Here is a 20,462-nt window from a genome sequence, read left to right as displayed (position 1 = left end):
TGATGCAACCTGATACTTTTTTACATCATCTCCATTTTTCTATTAATGAAATTATGTCGTCCGATAAAGAGATTAACTGGGAAGACGCACCACTTCCTTATAAATTATATCGAAATTTACCAGTCATCCCTCTCTCTTTAGAAATTCCATTAACTTTGCGAAATTCTTCTACTAAATCTAACTTAGAGGAAATCGGTCATTATCTTTGGTACTCATTTGGTTTAACACAATTATGTCAGCCTACTACTAACCTAGAAAATAATAAAACAACGACTCTATTTCGAAGATTCATCCCTTCTGGGGGTGCTTTATATCCGAATGAATTATATATGTATTTAAAAATTGATCATTATCCAGACGGCATTTACCATTACGACGCCGCGCACCACCGTCTTATCTTACTTCGTGAAGGAAATTTTGATTCTTATCTTACAGAAGCACTCGGCAATCGTTGTAACATACATTCTTGTTTTGGTGCTGCATTTGTATCCACTATGTTTTGGAAAAACTTCTTTAAATACAATAACTTTTCGTATCGTCTTCAAGGATTAGATAGCGGTGTTCTCATCGGTCAATTACTTGAATGCGCAAAACAATTCGGTTATACAAATGGTGTATATTTTCAATTTCTAGACCGGGCAATGAATCATTTGCTTGGACTGTCAGAAGGTGAAGAAAGTGTGTATGCTGTTATTCCTTTAAGTACAGAACCGAATACAGATTGGTTTCATGATGATCATCGTAAAAATAAAACCATTACTTCTCATGACTTGTTGCAGCAAATCCCGCCGTTAACACATGAGCATTTCGTTCGTTCAAAACATGTAGATGAATATCCGATGATAAAAAAAATAAACGCGGCATCTATGATTGAATCCACAGAACACTTCCAAACATTTACCTGTGAAGAACGACAACAATATAGTGCACACGCTATGCAGCTACCTAAAGTGGAACGTTTATCATATGATTTTTTACAACTTTGTAAAAAACGATATTCACCTGATTCTGACTTCATTTTAACGAAATGGGATGCAGCCGAGCTCGCTACTTTACTACAAGCAGCGAGCCTCTCCTTCCCTTATTACAACGACCTTGATGGCAAATATTTAAATGAAAACGCACGAGTCTCACTATATGGATGTTTTTATAACGTAAAAGACATAGAAAACGGCGCTTACGCTTATAACAGTAGGACACATTCCATACAGCCAATTCGGTACGGAGACCTTCGTTATTCTCTGCAATCCAGTATGACGATGGATAACGTAAACCTTTTTCAAGTACCACTTTGTCTACATGTAATCGGAAATAAAGATTACTATAAAAATAAATTAGGTTATAGAGGATATCGCATTCATCAAATGGAAGCTGGCATGCTCGTTCATAAACTCGTTTTTGCAGCGACCGCGATGGGAATGGGTGGGCATCCGTTACTAAGTTTTGATACAAATTCATGCGATCAATTGTACGGGATTGATGCTGGAAATGAAACGTCCCTCATTCAAATTCCTGTTGGGGCTTACAGGGCGCGAAATTGGCTAAAAGGGTCCTTGCATAATTAGAAGTACGCCGATTAATGGCGTGCTTTTTTTAAAGGAGTTAAATTATTAAAAGCGAAATAAATACATATTCTTATATAAAAGGAGAGTTTGAATTGAGTATTTTACAAAGGTTAATCGAGCAAGCGAAAAATCCTCACGGGACAATTGGTTCCTCTATGCTTTGCATTATGAATGCTGCGCATACGAGACTAACAAATTGGGCTTTACAAAAAATACATATACGTGAAAATGCAGTTATTTTAGATATTGGTTGTGGGGGTGCTAAAACCATACAGACTCTTTCAAAACGAACTCCGCTTGGGAAAATATACGGGATCGACTACTCCAATCAAGCTGTTGAAAACTCAAAGAAAGCAAATATGAAGGATGTCAAAGCAGCGAAAGTAATTATTCATCAAGCAAGCGTCTCCTCTATTCCATACCATCCGGACTTCTTTGATCTCATTACCGCTTTTCAAACCCACTACTTTTGGCCCGATTTTGAACGCGATATGAAAGAAGTATTTCGCGTCTTAAAACCGAATGGATCCTTTTTACTAGTTGCTGAAACTTTCAAAATCCAATATCATATGGATCAATTTAAGACGACCGAAGAATTAGTAAACCTTTTTTATAAGACGGGATTTACAAACGTGAAATGTTACGAAGAAAGAGGATGCCTTTGTTTAATAGGAAATAAGTAAAAAAGCAGACCTTTCAAGGTCTGCCTTTTTTACTAGATTACTTTAAAAATACTCTTAATTTGTCTTGCAAATAACCAGTTTTTCGTACCGTAGTTATCATTTAGACTATCTAAATTAATAGCTTTCCCGTTAGAAAACTTTAGTTCTAACGTTGTATTTTTGTCATTTGTTTTTAAGTTGCTATTTGTAATGTCATCATACTTTAATTTTTCAATCTCAATATACTCTTCCTTCTCTTCTCCGATAACGACGTGATCTTGGAAGAAGAAGAATACTTCTACTTTCTTACCGAAACAAAATACGTTTTTCGTATAAATTAATGTCGCGTTATCAAGTCCGACACATACTTCTTTCATCTCTTCAACAACGTTTCCTAAGTCTTCTTCGTTTCTTGCATTTGATTCAGCAATCCATTCTTCGATTGTATTCATGTTAATTGCCATACTGTGCCCCCTGGTTCGTTCATTGCTTTATTAAAAAATAAATACTATATGACAATATAAGCGATACGTACTATGTTTTCAAGGGTGAACGGTATATTCACAATAAAGTGAAACTTTATTTATTCCCCTTTCACAAAAAAAATAGCACTTAAAAAAGTGCTATTCCGCTCTCCTTGCTGCTTGTTGAATTGGATCCCAAACGCTGTTATATGGTGGTGCGTAACTTAAGTCGACATCTTCTAAATCATGAATACTCATTTTATTGAAAAGTGCCATTGCGATAACATCAATACGTTTATCTACACCTTCTTCTCCAATTACTTGTCCGCCTAATAATTGTTTCGTATCGGCGTGATATAGTAATTTCAAGTGAAGTGGCGAAGCACTCGGGTAATAGCCTGCCATATTTGTTGAATCTACTTTGACCGTCTTATACGGGATGTTTAGCCCTTTTGCTTCTTTTTCATTTAAGCCTGTTCTTGCGAGCGTCAAATCCATAAATTTAATAATCCCTGTACCTAACGTACCTTTAAATGCTCTTCGTTTATCAACCATATTGAGTCCAGCAAGTCGCCCTTGTTTATTCGCAGTCGTTCCAAGCGGGATATGGTCATGAATTTCCTTTATAACATGGTAATGTGTTGCACAATCACCAGCAGCGTATACGTCTTTCACATTCGTTTGCATATAAGCATTTACTTCAATTGCACCTTTATGGTTTTTACGTATATTTGTCCCCTCAAGAAAATCAGTATTTGACTGTACACCGACAGATACTAAAACGAGATCAGTTTTATACGTCCCTTTATCCGTCTCCAGTTGTTCTACTCTTTCTTTTCCTTTAAACGCTTTTACATTTTCATTCGTTAAAATTTCAATATTATGTTTATCTGCTTCTTTATGTATATATTCCGCCATATCCGCATCATAAATTGTGCCAATATGATCGTTTCTCTCAATCATTCTTACTTTCTTTCCTAGTTCTACAAATGTTTCTGCCATCTCTAGACCAATTGCACCGCCGCCAATAATCGTTACGTGCTCAACACCATTTGTTTGTAACGTGCCTACTATACGCTCAGCATCCGGAATTGTTTTTAAAAGATGAACGCCTTGCAAATCTCGCCCTTCCCATTCTGGCATAACAGGACGCACTCCAGTCGCAATTAATAAACGGTCATACGGAAATTCAAAAACATCTTTCGTCTCCGTATGCTCTGCGTACACCATTTTCTTTTCCGTATCTATTTTCGTTACTTCATGACGTACTTTCGCATCAATTCCATATTTATCACGAAACGTCTTTACATCGCGTGCAATTAACTTTTCAGTAGAAGCAATAACACCACTAATCACATACGGTAATCCGCACTGAGCGTATGAATAGATTTCACCTTTTTCTAACGTTACAACATTTGCAGTTTCATCGTTTCTAACAATTTGCATTGCTGCACTCATACCTGCTGCATCTCCGCCAATAATGACATAGTTCACTTTACCACTCCTTCTTTTTTACATACTCTTTACGATTTCCATATTTTATAGAAATAACACCTACCTCTATTGTAAAGAATGAGACTTCCATCTTCAAATTTGGTGCACTTACCTATACTTTACTAGGTAAGTGTCGTGTCTTATAAACAACATGTTTAATATGCTATAACAGCAACTATCGAAAGTAGGTGAAATATACATGTGCGCCGGCCTTCTCGTCCAGCTTCCAGAGGAACCGATAGAACCGAGACCCGCCCTCCCGCTTGAACAAGAGTTTACCGTTAGTGTAACTTTATACAGTGCACGTGCTTGGTTATCTGATAATGACACTTTCTCACAAACTATTTGGAAATCGACTCGCTTTGCTTCTGCCTCACACGCTCGCAAATCCATCTTCCCAGTTGGTACTGTTAAAATTGTAAATTTTTCTGAGGATACAATAACAGTTACTATATCCTCAGAATCAGACGATACTCTCAAAATAATCGTCCCTCCTCGTTCCGAAGCTGCTTTAACGTCTAGTTCTTTATCTGATGTGCAAGCAAGTACATCAGGAGGAGCAAGTAAAGTTACATTCCTCTTTCACATCTTTTTCTCAAGGGATCCTGGTCCAGCTAAATAACCATAAAAAAGGTACAGTAATATACACTGTACCTTTTTCACGTACTCTATTCTCTTGATTTAATCAGTTCAACATTATAAGATTCCACACTCGTTAACGTTCCTGTAAAATACGGATTTTCTCTGTACCAGGACTGTTTTGAAAAATACGCTTGCATATCTTTCGTTTGAAAAACATGTCCATGCCTTGCGTATACTTCATTTCTCGCAATTTTCAATTGTTCTTTCGTTAAATATGTTAAGTCCGCACTTGTTAATTTTCGAATATCACTATCAGGGAAGATGAAACCATTATATACATACCCAGTCGTAGGCGGAGTAACATTGTAAACAACTGTTTTTTCTATACCTTTCTTTTGGAATGGAAGATTATAAGCCGACAGTGCCGTTACCGTTTCTACCTTTGTCGTTTCCCTTCCGTTTTCTCCATTTCGTTCTAAATAAATCGCCGCACTTCCATCGGTCGCTACCGGTCCCCACTTAATTTCTTCTCCGGTCAACGCTGTAACTGGCTTTTGATTCACGTACAATGTTGCACCAGGCGCATTCGTTTGAACTGTAATATATTGCCCTTGCAACGTTAAATCTACCGTTACATTATTTTGACTTTGTTTTATAAGTACAACCTTTTCCTCTCGTGATAGTTTTACATAGTCATTTTTATATTCCGCTTGAAACACTTGAGTTCCTGGAAGAAACGGTCCATATTGCTTCTCAAACTTTTTGTCATTTGTCTTATCAATTTCTTTTCCGTTCATTTTTAAAGATGTACCTTTTTCATTTGAAAGCAGCGTCGTATAATACGTCTTCGCTTTCAATTTATACCGATCAAATAAAAAGAAATACTTCCCATCTTTCGTTAAAGAAAAATCTGCTCTTTCTATTCCATCCCCTTGTTTTTCACCTTGCCTCAAATATTCGTTCAATTCATTCACGTAAGATGGATTTTCTTTTATATATGAAAATAGAGGCGTTACACTCTCTCTTGTGACAATAACGGCTGGATCATCTGCCGTGGTGATCTCAGCTAATTTCTCCCCGTCCCTCTCTTGTAAAATAGTAATCATTCGGTCTACTTGTGCCGTCTGCTTATAATACGATGATCCATACAAATACAATCCAACAATTACTATAACAAGTAATGTTAAGAGTGTAATGCCAACTTTTGTACCACCGCTCATTTTCTTCTTTACTACAAGACTTTCCCTCTTCATCCCGCAGTTTTGGCAAAATTGCACTCCATCTTCATACTGAACTCCGCACTTAGTACATACATTCATCCATTCAACCACCTTTTCATTAGAAGCCTGTTAATCCCCCAGTAAAGGTTTGAATTATCGTGTTAATGTAAGACCAAAATACAAGAAACGTTGCAATTCCGATTAAAACACTTGCAATCATAAGTGTGTAAACAGGATCTAATCCGCCGTTGTCTAGTTTTAATATAGCTACAATTATACTAATTCCCATATACGTTGTAGCCAGCCCTAATAAGATTGGTAAGAAGAAGATTAATAAAAAACTAAAAAGAAAAGAAAGCACTAATATAGCAATAGCTGGCGTCGCTATCGTCCCCCATATACCGAATGCTTCAAGAAAAGAAAAAGACCATTACAGATTCTCCAAAGAAAGTAGGAGTAGCTATATCTGGCACTAATGTCCTCGTAACAGTCGCCGCTGCGCTCATCATTCTATAAAAAATACACGCTCCTAAAAAACAAATAAGCACAAGACTTACAATTCCATTTCGCACTTCAATATTTCCACTTTCCATAATGGCCGATGGTGATTTAAAAGCATTTTTAAAGAACTGAAAATAGCCACTTGCAAATTGTTTCGCTTGCTCTACCGTTTCATTCGGACGAGTTTCCTTTACTCGTGCCGGGCGCGATAGCTGCCCTTCTTCCTGCCCACCACTCGCTACCACTTCTTCCGTTAACGAATGTCCACAATTCCCGCAAAACCTTGCTTCCGCTGCATTTTCAGTATGACATGCCGGACATTTCATTCTCTCATCCCTCCTTAAGCATATACCTTATAGGATGTTACAAATTCAATATATGACTTTGTACATAAAACATGACTACAAGAAAAAGAATATGAAATCCTTCTTTTAAACGAAACTATGTGTGCTAGTATTATAGAAAAATAATGGTATTATGAAACAGAGCAAATAAAGTGAAACTTTAAACAGATTGGATGAAGACAGTGGAATTTGTAAACTCGATTTTTCAAACACTCCTTACAAGCGTGATCCAATTATTTTCTTTAATTGGTGTCATCATTGTAATTGGATTTATATTAGGTTATTTAGAATCTCTCACACGAACGTATTGGTCGAGAGCTTTTGGTAGGAAGGGATTTCTTTTAACTGCATGGATCGGTGTTCCCGTTCATGAGCTTGGGCATGCAATTATGTGTCTATTATTCCGCCATAAAATTGTAGCAACTCAGTTCTTCCCGACAGATACAAGTCAAGGAGCTTTAGGTTACGTCCAACATCAATACAATCAAAAAAGCGTATATCAACGGATCGGTAATTTCTTTATCGGCATCGGTCCTATTATTTCTGGTATTACTGCCTTAATACTTTTAATGCGCTATTTCGTACCAGAGTCATATTATTTATTTAATACGAATCTGGAAAAAACTGTTGCATCGACTTCTATTAACTTAGACATGATCCAAAACATGCTACTATCGACGTTTGTATTATTGAAAAGCTTATTTACATTTAACAATTTATTGAATCCTTCATTTTGGTTATTTTTATTTATCGCCATTTGTATTTCTGCACATATCGCTTTAAGTAAACCAGACATTAAAGGATCAATAGACGGTGTTATCGTCATGTTTATCATGTTATTTTTATTCAATATAATTGCAGGACTTTTTCAGTACGATAGTAACCAACTCATCGGAAAAATGATGAAGTATAATATGTATCTCATTGCGTTTTCTAGTGTGGCGCTTCTTTTCTCTTGTATTTCTACACTTGTGAGTTTTGTGTTTTATAAAATAAGAGGAGGGCGTTCATTGTGAACGCCCTCTTCCCATCAATTATTTCTCTTATAATCACAATGCTCAACCGGAACACGAGCATACCCCTCTTCATCCGTACACCATGATTGCGACTGAAAAGCAAGGAAAATACCTACCCACTCTTCTTTCTTTTCAAAATGAATGAGCAAACCACCATCTTGCCATATACCATTATCCCCTTGCCATTTCTCTACATTCCCTTGATTCATGTGAATATCGTGTATACCGTTTCCAGGTGTAAAGTGGAAATACGAATCCGGAACCTTTTCTTCTGGTCCCCACCTTTCACCAAACGCATAAATAATCGCCTTTTCTTCTATTGCTCGCTTTATATAACGCTCTATCTTTTCATTTAAATCATTATCAACTCCTGCTTTTTCAGCAGGTAAAGGAATCATTTGCTTGGAATCAAATAAATTACCTCTTACATAATCTAAAGCTACTTTCGGTTCATTATTTTTTATTTCTGTAAAACCGAACGGTAATGTCGGTAAAATATGAATCGCCTCTGATCGAATATCGTCGCTCGCAAAATATAAAACTTCCGATGGATAACTTTGCGATTTCACGTTAATTGCAATGCGATAATCTACTCCTGCTTCACCTTGTAAATGAACTTGATAATGAGGTGTTTTGCCTTTTCCAATCTTAGATTGTATAACTGTACCTTTTAATACACCGTAGTTTTTTAAGGGCATACCTTTCATCTCCTATTCATTTAGTAGAAGCTTTTCATATTTAAAACATTATCCAGTCATAAAGAAAATCCTCCTATGTTAGGAGGATTTTTAATTTCTCAATATATACCAAAAGAAAACTTCCACTACTACAAGTAACACCGCACCAAAAATCATTAACGTCGTCTTCTTTAATAGTTCATTTTCACGATACGGGATATTGCATAAATACGCGCCTAGTGTAATCCGTGATGGACAAGCGATTGTCGCTACTGATGATGCGGTGTTTTGGAGCGTCGTGACGTATTGCCACGGGAGTGCTACGTTTTGGGCTGTTTGCATTTGTAGCTTTATAAACATCGCATTTGATCCTGCGTTACTACCAGTTAAAAAACCGCCAATTCCGCCTATGAATGGAGCAACGAAAACGAAAAAGGTACCAAAGGTTTCACCAGCTGTTTTTGCGAGTAATGAATGCATACCAGATGCGCCCATTAGTTCTGAAATTGCAATGAACATCGTCGTTGTAATAGCGAAAGGAATCCATTGTTTTATCGTTTGCGAGAGTGATTGTTTAATAACATTAGATGGAATGTGGAAGAAAATAATTGTAAATAAACAAGTCATGGCGAGCCAAAATCCTGGCGAATATAGTAGCTCTAGTTTGTAAGAATATGATTTTAAATCGAGAACTGCATATGACCTAAGAAAATCATGTAATGCTGGAACGAGGCGAGAAAGTAAAATACAAACTGTTAAGAATATATAAGGGCTAATAATTTTTATAATCGATACTTCTCTCTCCGTAGCCGCCGCATGTTCTGTTAAAAGGTTTTGCTCATCTTTTCCTTTTAACTTAATGATTAAAAAACCAAATGAAATGGTAACGATAGAACTTAATATCCCTGCTAGTTCAACACTTACGTATGCGTTAGAAAGATAGATTCCGAGAGAAAATAATAGAAAGAATCCTACTCCTTCCTTCCACTTTTCTATAACTGCCTGCCAGCCACCGACAACGTATAAAGAAAGGAAGATAAAATATGCGAAAATCGGGATGCTTAATAATGCTGTATTTGTACCAAGAGTTGTGAGCGGCATGTTAATAAGCTGAGAACCGATAATCGTACCCGTTGCCATTGCGCCCCATGAACTTGCAAGTAAACCGATAAACGATAGTAGCACAGCTTGAAACGGTTTATAACCGAGCGAAAGAAAAATAGGTGCTGCGACCATAAAACCAATTCCGAATCCACTCACTGATTCAATAAGTGGACAAATACCAAAACACATAAGAAGCATTTGCAATAATCGATCGCGCGTGACTTGTTCTAGAAATCGTGCTACTTGATCGATGTATCCCATTTTGTTCATGAGGTGAAATAAAAAAATACCGAAAAATAAAACGTATCCGACAATAAAACAAATTAACCACCCTTTAATTGTTGCGTGTACAGTTTCACTTATCCCTAATTGAAACGTTGGCGAGAGTAAAACGATTCCGACAGAAACGGCATAAGAGATTAATGAGGCTCTTAATGACGTTTGTTTAAACAAAAACAAACAAATAAAAATCATCATAATCGGGATAAGTGCCAACAATATGGCCATGCTATCATCTCTTTTCGTAAAAAGTGCAATTTTTAACTATTATATAACAGATGTTATGATTTTTAATTATTTTTATAACAGATTTAAAAAAGGAGCCGCTTGGCTCCTTTTTTGAATAACTAATATTTTATCTTTTATCCTGAAAAACCGTCTGCTGTCCAATTATTTTTTCTAGTACAACAAACACAATATAAGCACATATTACTTGCAATACAATATTCCCAAGTTTTATTAATTCAAATGAATGGATCCATTGGAATAATTCACTTAATAATACAATCGAAACGATACTAAATAGTTCTATACTAACCGAAAATATACATACTTCTAAAATAGATTGCTCTTGTATTCTATTTAATTGGGAAAAGATGAATACATATCCTAAAAACAGAGCCATCAACTCTATTTTCGTCATGCTAATGAGCCAAGCGTATAATGGTACAGTTAAAAGAAGATATAATAGTTTACGTCTTAGCATGCCTTCTCACCCTCTAAGTTATAAGTATTTTCTGTATATTTTAACATTTATTACACAAAAGAAACAGAAGAGACTTAAGCCTCTTCTGTTTCTTTTACTGCATGTATTAACTCACAAATTTCTTCTCGCTTTTCATTTTCTAACAGCTCAATGACTTTACTTCCAACGACTACTCCATCACATATTGTAATCATTTCTTCAATTTGCTCTCTTGTTGAAATACCGAATCCTGCGACTACTGGTAAGTGGACGTGTGCTTTTACTTTTTCTAAGTAACTACGAATCTCATCTTTAAAATTTTGACGTACTCCTGTTACACCCGCTACTGTAACGGCGTAGACGAATCCTTGTGATTCACTCGTAATTTTTTCGATTCGTTCAATAGGGCTCGTTACGGTAACGAGTGGAATTAAAGCGATATTCGCCACGCGAAGGAGCGGTGCAATAATGTCTTGTTCTTCATACGGTAAGTCTGGAACGATAATACCGTCCACCCCTGCTTCAAGACAACTCTCAATGAAACGTTCCTTTCCGAATGCGAGTACTGGATTTAAATATGTCATAAGTACAAATGGAATTTGAACTTCTTGCCTCACCTCTATTAATGCTTGAAAAATACCTTTCAATGTTACACCGCTATCTAATGCTCTTTTTCCTGCCCTTTGAATAGTTGGACCGTCTGCGACTGGATCTGAAAATGGGATACCAATTTCAACGATGCTTGCCCCTGCTTCATCAAGAAAACGAATTCTTTCTTTTAACTTTTCAAGTCCACCATCTCCGCCCATTACATACGGAATAAATGCTTTCTTGCCATTTTCAAACGCTGCTATAATTTTTTCTACTCCCATTTTTTACACCTCTTCCATATAACGTTTTATACTCTCTACATCTTTATCACCGCGGCCGGATAAACAAATGACAAGTCCTTCGTCTTTCTTCATTTGCGGCGCTAGTTTTAAAGCGTATGCAACAGCATGTGAACTTTCTAATGCCGGGATAATCCCTTCTTTTTTCGTTAATAATTGAAATGCTTCTAACGCTTCTTCATCTGTAATGGAATGATAAGAAACGCGGCCAATATCTTTTAGCAAGCTATGTTCTGGCCCAACACCTGGGTAATCCAGCCCTGCCGAAATAGAGTGTGCTTCTTGAATTTGCCCTTCTTCATTTTGCAGAAGGTACATCATCGATCCGTGTAAAACACCGACACTTCCTTTCGTTAAAGTGGCTGCGTGCTTTTCTGTGTGAACACCTTTTCCAGCTGCTTCAACACCGTAAAGAGCAACTTCTTCATCGTGTACGAACGGATAAAACATTCCCATTGCATTACTACCACCGCCAATACAAGCAACGACTGCTTCTGGTAATTTTCCTTCTAACGCTTCGTATTGCTTTTTCGTTTCTTTCCCAATTACACTTTGGAAATCACGAACAATTTGCGGGAATGGATGTGGCCCGAGAACTGATCCCATAATGTAGTGCGTATCGTGTACATGTGAAACCCAGTAACGAAGCGCCTCGTTTACCGCATCTTTCAACGTGCCGCTACCTGCCGCAACGCTTTCTACTTTTGCTCCGAGTAATTCCATTCGAAACACGTTTAATTTTTGTCGTCTCACATCTTCTTCTCCCATGAAGATGACGCATTCTAAACCGAAAAGTGCACATACAGTAGCTGTTGCAACTCCGTGTTGTCCTGCTCCTGTTTCAGCGACAACTTTCTTCTTACCCATTCTTACCGCAAGAAGTGCTTGACCGATTGTATTGTTAATTTTATGAGCTCCCGTATGGTTCAAATCTTCACGTTTCAAATAAATCTTTGCTCCGCCGCAATACTTCGTCATATTTTCAGCGAAATAAAGCGGTGTTTCTCTTCCAACGTACGTTTGTAAATAATGATCTAATTCCTTTTGAAACGCTTCATCTTGCATCGCTTCTTTATATGCTTCTTCTAGTTCTAATACGGATTGCATTAACGTTTCTGGAACGTATCGTCCTCCGTATATACCGTAATGCCCTTTTTCATCTGGATATGCATAATTCATTTGGAACACTCCTTCGCTTTTTTAATAAATTGTTTTATTTTCTCCAAATCTTTCTTTCCTTCTGTCTCTACCCCACTACTCACATCGATCATATATGGCCGAACAGTTCGAATTGCTTCTTCTATATTAAGGATGTTTAATCCGCCAGCTAATATCGTTTTCTCTCGCAATGCTTTTGGCATATGTGCAAGTAACTCCCATGAGAATGTCTTTCCGTTTCCTCCGTGGAACTTTTCTTTCGGGCTATCAAATAACAGATAATCTGTATCGTATTTTTTCGCACATTCAATATCTTTCTCTAAAGCTACTCCTACCGCTTTTATAGACGGAATATTCAATCTTATGATTTGATCATTGTCTTCATCCCCATGTAGTTGCACATGCGTTAACCCGCACTCCTCTGCAATTTTCTGGATCACTTCTACTGATTCATTTACGAAAACACCGACCTTGAAAACGTGGGCTGGAATTTCCCCAATAATTTCTTTCGCTTGCTCTGGAGTGATTTGGCGTTTACTTTCTGCAAAAACAAATCCGATTGCATCTGCGCCATATTCACACGCACTTTGCGCTGTTTCCATATCAGTGATGCCGCAAATCTTCACTTTCATATGCTCACCTTACAGTCTTCGAAAAAGTTACTTATAGAAGATGATGTCATAAGCGCTTCTCCGACTAATACGCCTTTTGCACCAGCTCGTTTGACGCGAATGATATCTTCTTTTGAATGAATGCCGCTTTCACTAATCCAAAGTAGGTTTTCCTCATTCAGCCGTTTTCCGAGCTTTTCAGTTTGGCTTAAATCTACTTCAAATGTTTTTAAATTACGGTTGTTAATACCGATAACGTGCGGATTTAATCGGATTGCAATTTCTAATTCCTGTTCATCATGAACTTCAACAATCGCTTCTAATCCTTTTTCTAGCACGTAGTTATAAAGCTCGTTTAATTTCTCTTTTGACAATGCTGCAACAATTAATAAAATAAGATCTGCACCAGCTTCATACGCTCTATCAATTTGGATTTTATCGATTATAAAATCTTTACATAAAAGCGGAATGTTACTTTCTGCTCTTGCCGTTTGTAAGTCGTGAAACGACCCTTTAAAAAATTGACCGTCTGTTAAAACCGAAACTGCTCCAGCACCGCATTCTTCATATGTTTTCACTTGTTTTGGCACATCAACGTGTAAATTAATATCGCCTTTTGATGGAGACGCTCGCTTTACCTCTGCTATTACAGTAAACTGCTCTAAAGCTTTTACAAGTGAGTGTGTTTTCCTTTTTTCTTTCACTGGTGAATATGTTTCATATAACTCCGCAACTTCTACTTTCTTTTGATCTACAATTTTGTCTAAAATCGTCCCCATTTTAATTCACCCTTTCTAATTTTTCATGGCTTGCTGCAATTAATAAGTTTAATTTTTCTAATGCTTTTCCAGAGTCAATGCTATGTGCCGCTAGTGTAATTCCTTCTTCAATCGTTTCTGCTCTTCCATTTGCGAAAAGGGCTAGACCTGCATTTAATAAAACAGTATCGCGATAGACACTCTTTTCTCCGCTTAATACTCCGAGCGTAATCTTTGCATTTTCTTTTGAATTCCCACCTCTAATTTCTTCATTTTTCACTCTTGAAAAACCATACTTTTCTGGATCAATACTCATTTCTACTATTTCATTATCTTTTAAAACGACGATATGATTTTCTCCCTGTAATGATGCTTCATCTAAAAAGCCACTTCCGTTTACGACGAGCGCTTGTTTTCTGCCAAGTTTCTGCAATACTTCCGCTACCGGCAATAACATATCTCGTTTATAAATACCGACAAATTGTGTTTCTAAATTAACCGGATTTGTCAACGGTCCAATTAAGTTAAAGATCGTCGGAACGTTTAATTCTTTTCTTATTTTCATAATGCGTCTTAATGCTGGATGCATCGCTGGTGCGAATAAGAAGGCAATCCCTACATTTTCTAATAAGTAGTCAATTTCACCTGGCGTACAACTAATGTTTACACCGAGTTCTTCTAATAAATCAGCACTTCCTGTTTTACTAGAAACAGCGCGGTTTCCATGTTTCGCAACCTTTACACCAGCTCCGGCAAGTACAAATGCCGATGTTGTACTAATATTGAATGTTTGCGCTCCGTCACCACCCGTTCCGCAATTATCCATCGCGCCTTTTATATGATTTGAAAACGGTAATGCCTTTTCGCGAAGAGCACGAACGAGACCGTATATTTCTTCTGCTTTTTCACCTTTCGCTTTCAGCAATACTAAGAAAGCTGCAACTTCACTTTCCAATATGTTGTCACTTAATAAAAGGAGCCCTGCTTCATACATTTCTTCCTCTGTTAAATGCTGTCCCTCTACTAATTTTCGAAGATAACTGTTCATACTCTCTCCTCCTCTTTCACTTCTGCTAAAAAGGCACGTATTAATTTTCCGCCTTCTTCTGTTGCAATTGATTCTGGGTGAAACTGTAATCCGAAGAGCGGATAATAGTTATGACGAACTGCCATGATTTCTCCGTCATCCATCGCCGTCGCGAGTATGTCAAAGCATTGTGGTAAACTATTTTGCGCTGCGACGAGTGAATGGTAACGCATTGCCGTTAGCGGCTGCGTAACGTACGAAAAGATTGACGTTCCGTTATGTTTCACACGCGACGTTTTTCCATGTTTAATGCGCTCTGCTCTAACAATTTCTCCTCCAAATGCGGATATGATTGCTTGATGGCCAAGACAAATTCCTAAGATGGGAACGTTCTTATAAAAGTGACGAATAACATCGATACAAATTCCAGCATCTTCTGGTTTCCCAGGTCCCGGTGAAAGCACAATTCCTTTCGGCTTCATCTCCTCTAATTGTTCAATTGTTATTTGATCATTTCTTAAGACGACGATGTTTTCTTCGTACTCGCCTAATAGTTGATACAAGTTATATGTGAAGGAATCATAGTTATCAATTAGTGCAATCATTTCATAACCTCCAAAAGCGCTCTCGCTTTATTTAATGTTTCCTCATATTCAGCAACTGGATCTGAATCGTAGACGATACCCGCTCCTGCCTGAACGTACGCTTTCTCGTCTTTTACAACCATCGTTCGAATTGCTAGCGCCATATCAAGATTTCCTGAGAATGAAATATATCCAACAGCTCCGGCATATACATTTCTTTTCTCATGCTCTAATGTATTAATAATTTCCATCGCCCTTATTTTCGGAGCACCTGACACTGTACCAGCTGGTAAACAATACGCTAATGCATCAAATCCACTCGTTTGTTTTCGCAATGTTCCGTAAACTTCAGATACAATGTGCATAACGTGAGAGTATTTCTCTACTTTCATATATTTATCTATCGTCACAGAGCCAATTTCACTTACTCTGCCAATATCATTTCGGCCTAAGTCCACAAGCATCATATGCTCTGCTCGCTCTTTCTCATTTCCTAACAGTTCTTTTTCGATTTCCTCATCTTCCTGCTTCGTTTTCCCTCTCGGCCTCGTACCCGCAATTGGGTTTGTCATCACCTTATCGTCTCTTACTGATAGTAAACTTTCCGGCGAAGAGCCAAGTACAACATAATCTTGAAAATCGATATAGAACATATATGGTGATGGATTTGCAATTCGAAGTTTCCGGTATAATGCAAATGGATCTCCAATACATTCACTTTGCAAACGCTGGGATAATACAACTTGGAAAATATCTCCGGCCCGAATGTATTCTTTCGCTGTTTCTACCATTTCACAAAATTCTTTTTCAGTTATTGAAGAAGTAAATGATAAAGATGATATTACTTTACTCACCTTCTCTTCTTCTCCGTTTAGCACTTCCTCTTTGTATACTTGCAATCTCTCGTATACTTCTTCATAAGAAGCTGATTCATCTTCCTTGCATACATATACAAATGATAATTTTTGGCGTAAGTGGTCATAAACGATAAACTCACGGTACAGTAAAAGGTGTACTTCTGGAATATTTAATGGATCGTGTAAATCTGCGCCAATGTTTTCATACTGCCGAATAACATCATAGCCAATATAACCAACTGCTCCCCCGCAAAACGGAAATGGACTGTCTACTTGTGCTGACGCGATTACTTCCTCTAATACTTGTAGTACGTTACCTTGCAACTTTTCTGTTTGGCCGTAAATCGTTCGTTCCACTTCCGTACCAACGCTTTTCACTTCACCATACGGATTACATCCTAAGTAAGAATAGCGCCCTTTATCTTGATGAAGCTGCGAACTTTCTAATAAAAACTTTTTCTTTCCCTTCATACGTCTATATAAAGAAATTGGCGTAATGCTATCTCCTTCTTCTTCAGCGATTACTAAAAATGTGTTTCTTTGTTCTTTTTGCTTCATAAATTCCTCTTTTGTCATCATGCCTTTCACCTCACTCTGAAAAATAAAAAAGTCCCCTACATATCGAAATATGTAGAGGACGATAAATTTACCGTGGTACCACCTCAGGTTGGACGCAAAAGCATCCCGCTTTATTCAGGTACAAAATATATACCTTATCCTTGTAACGGCGGAACCCGGGTTGCCTACTGAAAATAATTGTTCAGCATACCTCTCGTAAGCCCATTCCGTATATGGCACCGCACCGGGCTCCCACCTGTCCCCGGCTCTCTGAAACGTCTCCAATATACGTACTCTTCTTACTTAAACGATTTAGCTTATTTAATTTTTTATACACAAAAAGGGAGTACTCATCCTATAGAAAGGACGGGTACTCCCGTGGTGCCACCTTAATTCGTTACGAATGTAACGCACTTTGCCGTATCAAAAATAATACGTGTCTCTTATATCGATGAGATCATGTCGCCAAAGCCTACTTCTTTCGTTTCGGTTTGGAAGCTCCGAAGCCCATTCCACATCAATTCCATACTGATTCGCACCAACCATCAGCTCTCTGACATGTTCATCATGTGTACTCTTCTTCATCAACGCTTGCATTTTTTTAAGTTGCACTCATTATATTCCTCACGTTTCTAATAAGTCAATACTTTTCCAAAAAAAAATATTTTTTCTTCATCCGATATTATATTGACAAAACAACCTGTTTTTATGTAAATATAATAAATACTCTATTAAAATTAAGGTTTTTTGTCAGAAAATTATATATTACAAAAGAAAAACACTGTCAAAAAACGCTTACATTTCAGAAAATTCGTATTTTCGAATGGATTTTTCAGAATAATCATGATAGATTATAAATATGCATAACGCATCAAAAGACATGACAAAAGGAAGGGGAACTACATGAGTACGCAGATGTTAACTTTAACTTCTATCTCTATTTACATGCTCGGGATGTTAGTAATCGGCTATTTCGCCTACAAACGAACGTCCAACTTAACAGATTATATGCTTGGCGGGCGTACACTAGGCCCCGCAGTAACAGCATTAAGTGCTGGAGCATCCGATATGAGTGGTTGGCTTTTAATGGGATTACCCGGTGCAATGTTTAGCGTTGGATTAAGTAGTAGTTGGATTGCGCTCGGCCTAACACTAGGCGCATACGCAAACTGGCTTTATGTCGCTCCTCGCTTACGTACCTACTCTGAAATGGCAAACAACTCTATTACTATCCCAGAATTTTTGGAACACCGTTTCCACGACAAATCTCATATGCTACGCTTAGTATCCGGACTTGTTATTATGATTTTCTTTACTTTTTATGTAGCTTCAGGACTAGTTTCAGGTGCTGTATTATTTGAAAATTCATTTGGTATGAACTATCATGTTGGATTATTCATTGTCGCAGCAGTTGTCGTGGCTTACACATTATTTGGTGGTTTCTTAGCGGTAAGTTGGACAGACTTCGTGCAAGGAATCATTATGGTAATTGCTCTTATTCTTGTTCCTATCGTAACAATTATGAATTCGAACGGACTTGGACCTGCGTTTGACACAATTCGATCTGTAGATCCAACACGTTTAGATATTTTTAAAGGTGCCTCTACTTTAGGAATGATTTCTTTATTCGCATGGGGCCTTGGTTATGTTGGACAACCTCATATTATCGTACGCTTTATGGCAATTTCGTCTGTAAAAGAAATTAAAAGCGCACGAAGAATTGGTATGAGCTGGATGATTTTCTCTGTTGTCGGAGCTATGTTTACTGGTCTTATCGGTATTGCTTACTATTCACAACAAGGGTTGACGTTATCTAATCCAGAGACAATTTTCCTTGAACTTGGAAAAATTTTATTCCATCCACTTATTACTGGATTTTTATTAGCAGCGATTTTAGCAGCGATTATGAGTACAATCTCATCTCAGCTTCTTGTTACTTCTAGTGCTATAACAGAAGATTTATATCGTACATTCTTTAAACGTTCTGCTTCTGATAAAGAGCTTGTATTTGTCGGTCGTATGGCTGTACTTGTTATCGCCTTAGTCGGGTGCGCATTAGCGTTTAAACAAAATGATACGATTTTAGCTCTTGTTGGATATGCTTGGGCTGGATTTGGTTCTTCATTTGGACCCGCTATTTTATTAAGCTTATATTGGAAACGTATGACGAAATGGGGCGCACTTGCTGGCATGATTTCAGGTGCAGCCACAGTAATTATTTGGACACAGTTTAAATTCTTAAAAGATTTCTTATATGAAATGATTCCTGGTTTCGCTATTAGTTTACTAGTAATCGTAATTGTTAGTTTACTAACACAGCCTTCAAAAGAAGTTGAAGAGAAATTTGAGGATTTTGAAAAACAACACCGTAATAATCTATAAAAAGAAAGCTCTGCTGTTATCGCAACAGCAGAGCTTTCTTTTTACAGTTCGACAATCTTCTTCTCAAATTTAACAAATTCTTTATGTTTCGTTAAATTTAATATAACACTGCTCCTTTATAGTATTAGTATCAGCACTTATACAGAAAGGGGACTCCAACATGTTAGCAGCTTTCCAGCAACAACACATAAGAAAATTTTCACCTATTACAAATACTTCTGCGTCTTGTTTGAACATACAACCTAATCCACCTAAAATTTCAATCGCTCCTTCTGTTATTTCAGTTATCGGTGTTCATATGGAAAAAAATAAGTTAAAAGTAAGAACTGGACAAAGCACTGAGTTATCAGCTTCCGTTTTGCCAGTGCAAGCGACGAATAAAGAACTTATTTGGACAAATATGAATGCTGATGTTATCACAATGTATCCAAAAGGTGACACGGTAACGATTACTGGAAAAAGTGCCGGAAGAGCAGTCGTAATTGTCACAACTGCTGAAGGAAAGTTCCGTGACCTATGTATTATTCATGTACAACCTTATATGACCAATCCAAAGTAAAGAGTGGCTTCCTAGCCACTCTTTTACTTGATTTCAATGTGTGAATTTTTACTTGTAACAAGATTGATGAATTGGTCTTTATCTTTAGGAGAAATAACTTCTGTTTTATGTGCGCCGTAAACAATTTCAAGTCGATCAAATGACAAGGCATGAGCAGCTATTGGATTTTTCGTATTTGAAATTTGTTTTATATCTCGTATAAATATGCGTTTTTTAACGAGACCTGATCTAATTGTAATTGTTTCTTCTCCGACGATGTATTTTGTCGAAAACCAACTCCACATAAATAATATTGCTAACGGAAGTGTAAAAAATAAAAGAAAATACTCTTTTCCTGCAAATAGAGGAGCAAAACACGCTCCAATGACAACGAAAAAAATCGGATATAACCATACATCTTTTTTTGATGGAAATTCCATTACGCTCTCTCCTCTCTTGATTTAAGTCAATGACTTCTCCTCCTTCCCTTATTAAAATAAAAGTAA

20 protein-coding genes, 1 pseudogene and 2 other annotated features are annotated in these 20,462 nt (G+C 37.3%); of the genes and pseudogenes, 6 read left to right on the top strand and 15 right to left on the bottom strand.

The window, feature by feature from the left end; genetic code table 11:
• Positions 1-2 precede the first annotated feature (2 nt).
• Positions 3-1,565, top strand: a complete 1,563-nt coding sequence (locus MR155_RS11970) for a SagB family peptide dehydrogenase (protein WP_242309889.1) — start codon at positions 3-5, stop codon at positions 1,563-1,565.
• Between the two features lie 92 nt (positions 1,566-1,657).
• On the top strand, positions 1,658-2,248 hold the full coding sequence (locus MR155_RS11965; protein ID WP_242309887.1) for a class I SAM-dependent methyltransferase: 591 nt from the start codon (positions 1,658-1,660) through the stop codon (positions 2,246-2,248).
• A 32-nt stretch (positions 2,249-2,280) separates the two neighbouring features.
• Here the strand turns inward: MR155_RS11965 and MR155_RS11960 are convergent, their stop codons facing one another.
• A complete protein-coding gene (locus MR155_RS11960) occupies positions 2,281-2,691 on the bottom strand; it encodes a DUF3908 family protein (RefSeq protein ID WP_002030461.1) in 411 nt (136 codons plus the stop codon).
• Between the two features lie 159 nt (positions 2,692-2,850).
• Entirely contained in the window at positions 2,851-4,185 is a 1,335-nt protein-coding gene (locus MR155_RS11955) for an FAD-dependent oxidoreductase (protein WP_242309885.1), read from the bottom strand.
• A gap of 199 nt (positions 4,186-4,384) precedes the next feature.
• On the opposite strand from MR155_RS11955, the gene MR155_RS11950 reads away from it, so the two are divergent.
• Positions 4,385-4,807 carry a hypothetical protein gene (locus MR155_RS11950; protein WP_242309883.1) on the top strand — a complete coding sequence of 141 codons (423 nt, stop codon included), beginning with the start codon at positions 4,385-4,387 and terminating at the stop codon, positions 4,805-4,807.
• A gap of 46 nt (positions 4,808-4,853) precedes the next feature.
• Here the strand turns inward: MR155_RS11950 and MR155_RS11945 are convergent, their stop codons facing one another.
• Both MR155_RS11945 and MR155_RS11940 read right to left on the bottom strand, forming a co-directional pair.
• Positions 4,854-6,086, bottom strand: a complete 1,233-nt coding sequence (locus MR155_RS11945) for a TcaA 3rd/4th domain-containing protein (protein WP_242309881.1) — start codon at positions 6,084-6,086, stop codon at positions 4,854-4,856.
• Between the two features lie 19 nt (positions 6,087-6,105).
• Positions 6,106-6,814: pseudogene (locus tag MR155_RS11940) on the bottom strand (zinc ribbon domain-containing protein).
• A 200-nt stretch (positions 6,815-7,014) separates the two neighbouring features.
• On the opposite strand from MR155_RS11940, the gene MR155_RS11935 reads away from it, so the two are divergent.
• Positions 7,015-7,848, top strand: coding sequence for a hypothetical protein (locus tag MR155_RS11935; protein WP_219301739.1), 834 nt, complete (start codon positions 7,015-7,017; stop codon positions 7,846-7,848).
• Positions 7,849-7,862: 14 nt separating this feature from the next.
• Here MR155_RS11935 and MR155_RS11930 read toward each other — a convergent pair whose 3' ends face one another.
• The 10 genes from MR155_RS11930 to trpE all read right to left on the bottom strand — a co-directional run bounded on the left by MR155_RS11930 (position 7,863) and on the right by trpE (position 17,057).
• On the bottom strand, positions 7,863-8,546 hold the full coding sequence (locus MR155_RS11930; RefSeq protein WP_242309879.1) for a DUF2278 family protein: 684 nt from the start codon (positions 8,544-8,546) through the stop codon (positions 7,863-7,865).
• A gap of 90 nt (positions 8,547-8,636) precedes the next feature.
• A complete protein-coding gene (locus MR155_RS11925; protein ID WP_242309877.1) occupies positions 8,637-10,136 on the bottom strand; it encodes an L-lactate permease in 1,500 nt (499 codons plus the stop codon).
• Between the two features lie 127 nt (positions 10,137-10,263).
• The gene (locus MR155_RS11920; RefSeq protein ID WP_242309875.1) at positions 10,264-10,614 is read right to left on the bottom strand and encodes a DUF4029 domain-containing protein; all 351 of its coding nucleotides are present in this window, start codon (positions 10,612-10,614) and stop codon (positions 10,264-10,266) included.
• Between the two features lie 74 nt (positions 10,615-10,688).
• On the bottom strand, positions 10,689-11,465 hold the full coding sequence (gene trpA, locus MR155_RS11915) for a tryptophan synthase subunit alpha (protein ID WP_002011422.1): 777 nt from the start codon (positions 11,463-11,465) through the stop codon (positions 10,689-10,691).
• 3 nt (positions 11,466-11,468) lie between these two features.
• A complete protein-coding gene (gene trpB, locus MR155_RS11910) occupies positions 11,469-12,662 on the bottom strand; it encodes a tryptophan synthase subunit beta (protein ID WP_002086917.1) in 1,194 nt (397 codons plus the stop codon).
• Positions 12,659-13,273 (bottom strand): phosphoribosylanthranilate isomerase, encoded by a 615-nt coding sequence (locus tag MR155_RS11905; protein WP_219301734.1) that lies wholly within the window; start codon positions 13,271-13,273, stop codon positions 12,659-12,661. Before MR155_RS11905 ends, trpB begins: the two co-directional genes overlap by 4 nt.
• On the bottom strand, positions 13,270-14,031 hold the full coding sequence (gene trpC / locus MR155_RS11900; protein WP_242309872.1) for an indole-3-glycerol phosphate synthase TrpC: 762 nt from the start codon (positions 14,029-14,031) through the stop codon (positions 13,270-13,272). Before trpC ends, MR155_RS11905 begins: the two co-directional genes overlap by 4 nt.
• Position 14,032: 1 nt before the next feature.
• Positions 14,033-15,058, bottom strand: coding sequence for an anthranilate phosphoribosyltransferase (trpD, locus tag MR155_RS11895; RefSeq protein WP_242309869.1), 1,026 nt, complete (start codon positions 15,056-15,058; stop codon positions 14,033-14,035).
• Complete coding sequence (locus tag MR155_RS11890; RefSeq protein ID WP_242309866.1) at positions 15,055-15,642, bottom strand: anthranilate synthase component II; 588 nt, start codon at positions 15,640-15,642, stop codon at positions 15,055-15,057. The genes trpD and MR155_RS11890 overlap by 4 nt, the downstream gene beginning before the upstream one ends.
• The gene (gene trpE / locus MR155_RS11885; protein ID WP_242309863.1) at positions 15,639-17,057 is read right to left on the bottom strand and encodes an anthranilate synthase component I; all 1,419 of its coding nucleotides are present in this window, start codon (positions 17,055-17,057) and stop codon (positions 15,639-15,641) included. Before trpE ends, MR155_RS11890 begins: the two co-directional genes overlap by 4 nt.
• Before the next feature lie 51 nt (positions 17,058-17,108).
• Positions 17,109-17,353: a binding site (T-box leader), on the bottom strand.
• Between the two features lie 42 nt (positions 17,354-17,395).
• Positions 17,396-17,633 (bottom strand) — a binding site (T-box leader).
• A 306-nt stretch (positions 17,634-17,939) separates the two neighbouring features.
• Between trpE and putP the strand changes: the two genes are divergently transcribed.
• Positions 17,940-19,418, top strand: coding sequence for a sodium/proline symporter PutP (putP, locus tag MR155_RS11880; RefSeq protein ID WP_201038541.1), 1,479 nt, complete (start codon positions 17,940-17,942; stop codon positions 19,416-19,418).
• 160 nt (positions 19,419-19,578) lie between these two features.
• Positions 19,579-19,977: an Ig-like domain-containing protein gene (locus MR155_RS11875; RefSeq protein ID WP_242309860.1), complete on the top strand. Its 399-nt coding sequence runs from the start codon at positions 19,579-19,581 to the stop codon at positions 19,975-19,977.
• Between the two features lie 23 nt (positions 19,978-20,000).
• On the opposite strand, the gene MR155_RS11870 is transcribed toward MR155_RS11875, so the two are convergent.
• Positions 20,001-20,396 (bottom strand): PH domain-containing protein, encoded by a 396-nt coding sequence (locus MR155_RS11870; RefSeq protein ID WP_242309859.1) that lies wholly within the window; start codon positions 20,394-20,396, stop codon positions 20,001-20,003.
• Positions 20,397-20,462: the final 66 nt, after the last annotated feature.

The sequence above is a fragment of the Bacillus cereus group sp. BfR-BA-01331 genome, assembly GCF_022663915.1.
GTDB classification, from domain to species: domain Bacteria; phylum Bacillota; class Bacilli; order Bacillales; family Bacillaceae_G; genus Bacillus_A; species Bacillus_A mycoides.
Note: the sequence above shows the minus strand (reverse complement) of the source record. Positions and strands in the feature narration are given on the sequence as shown.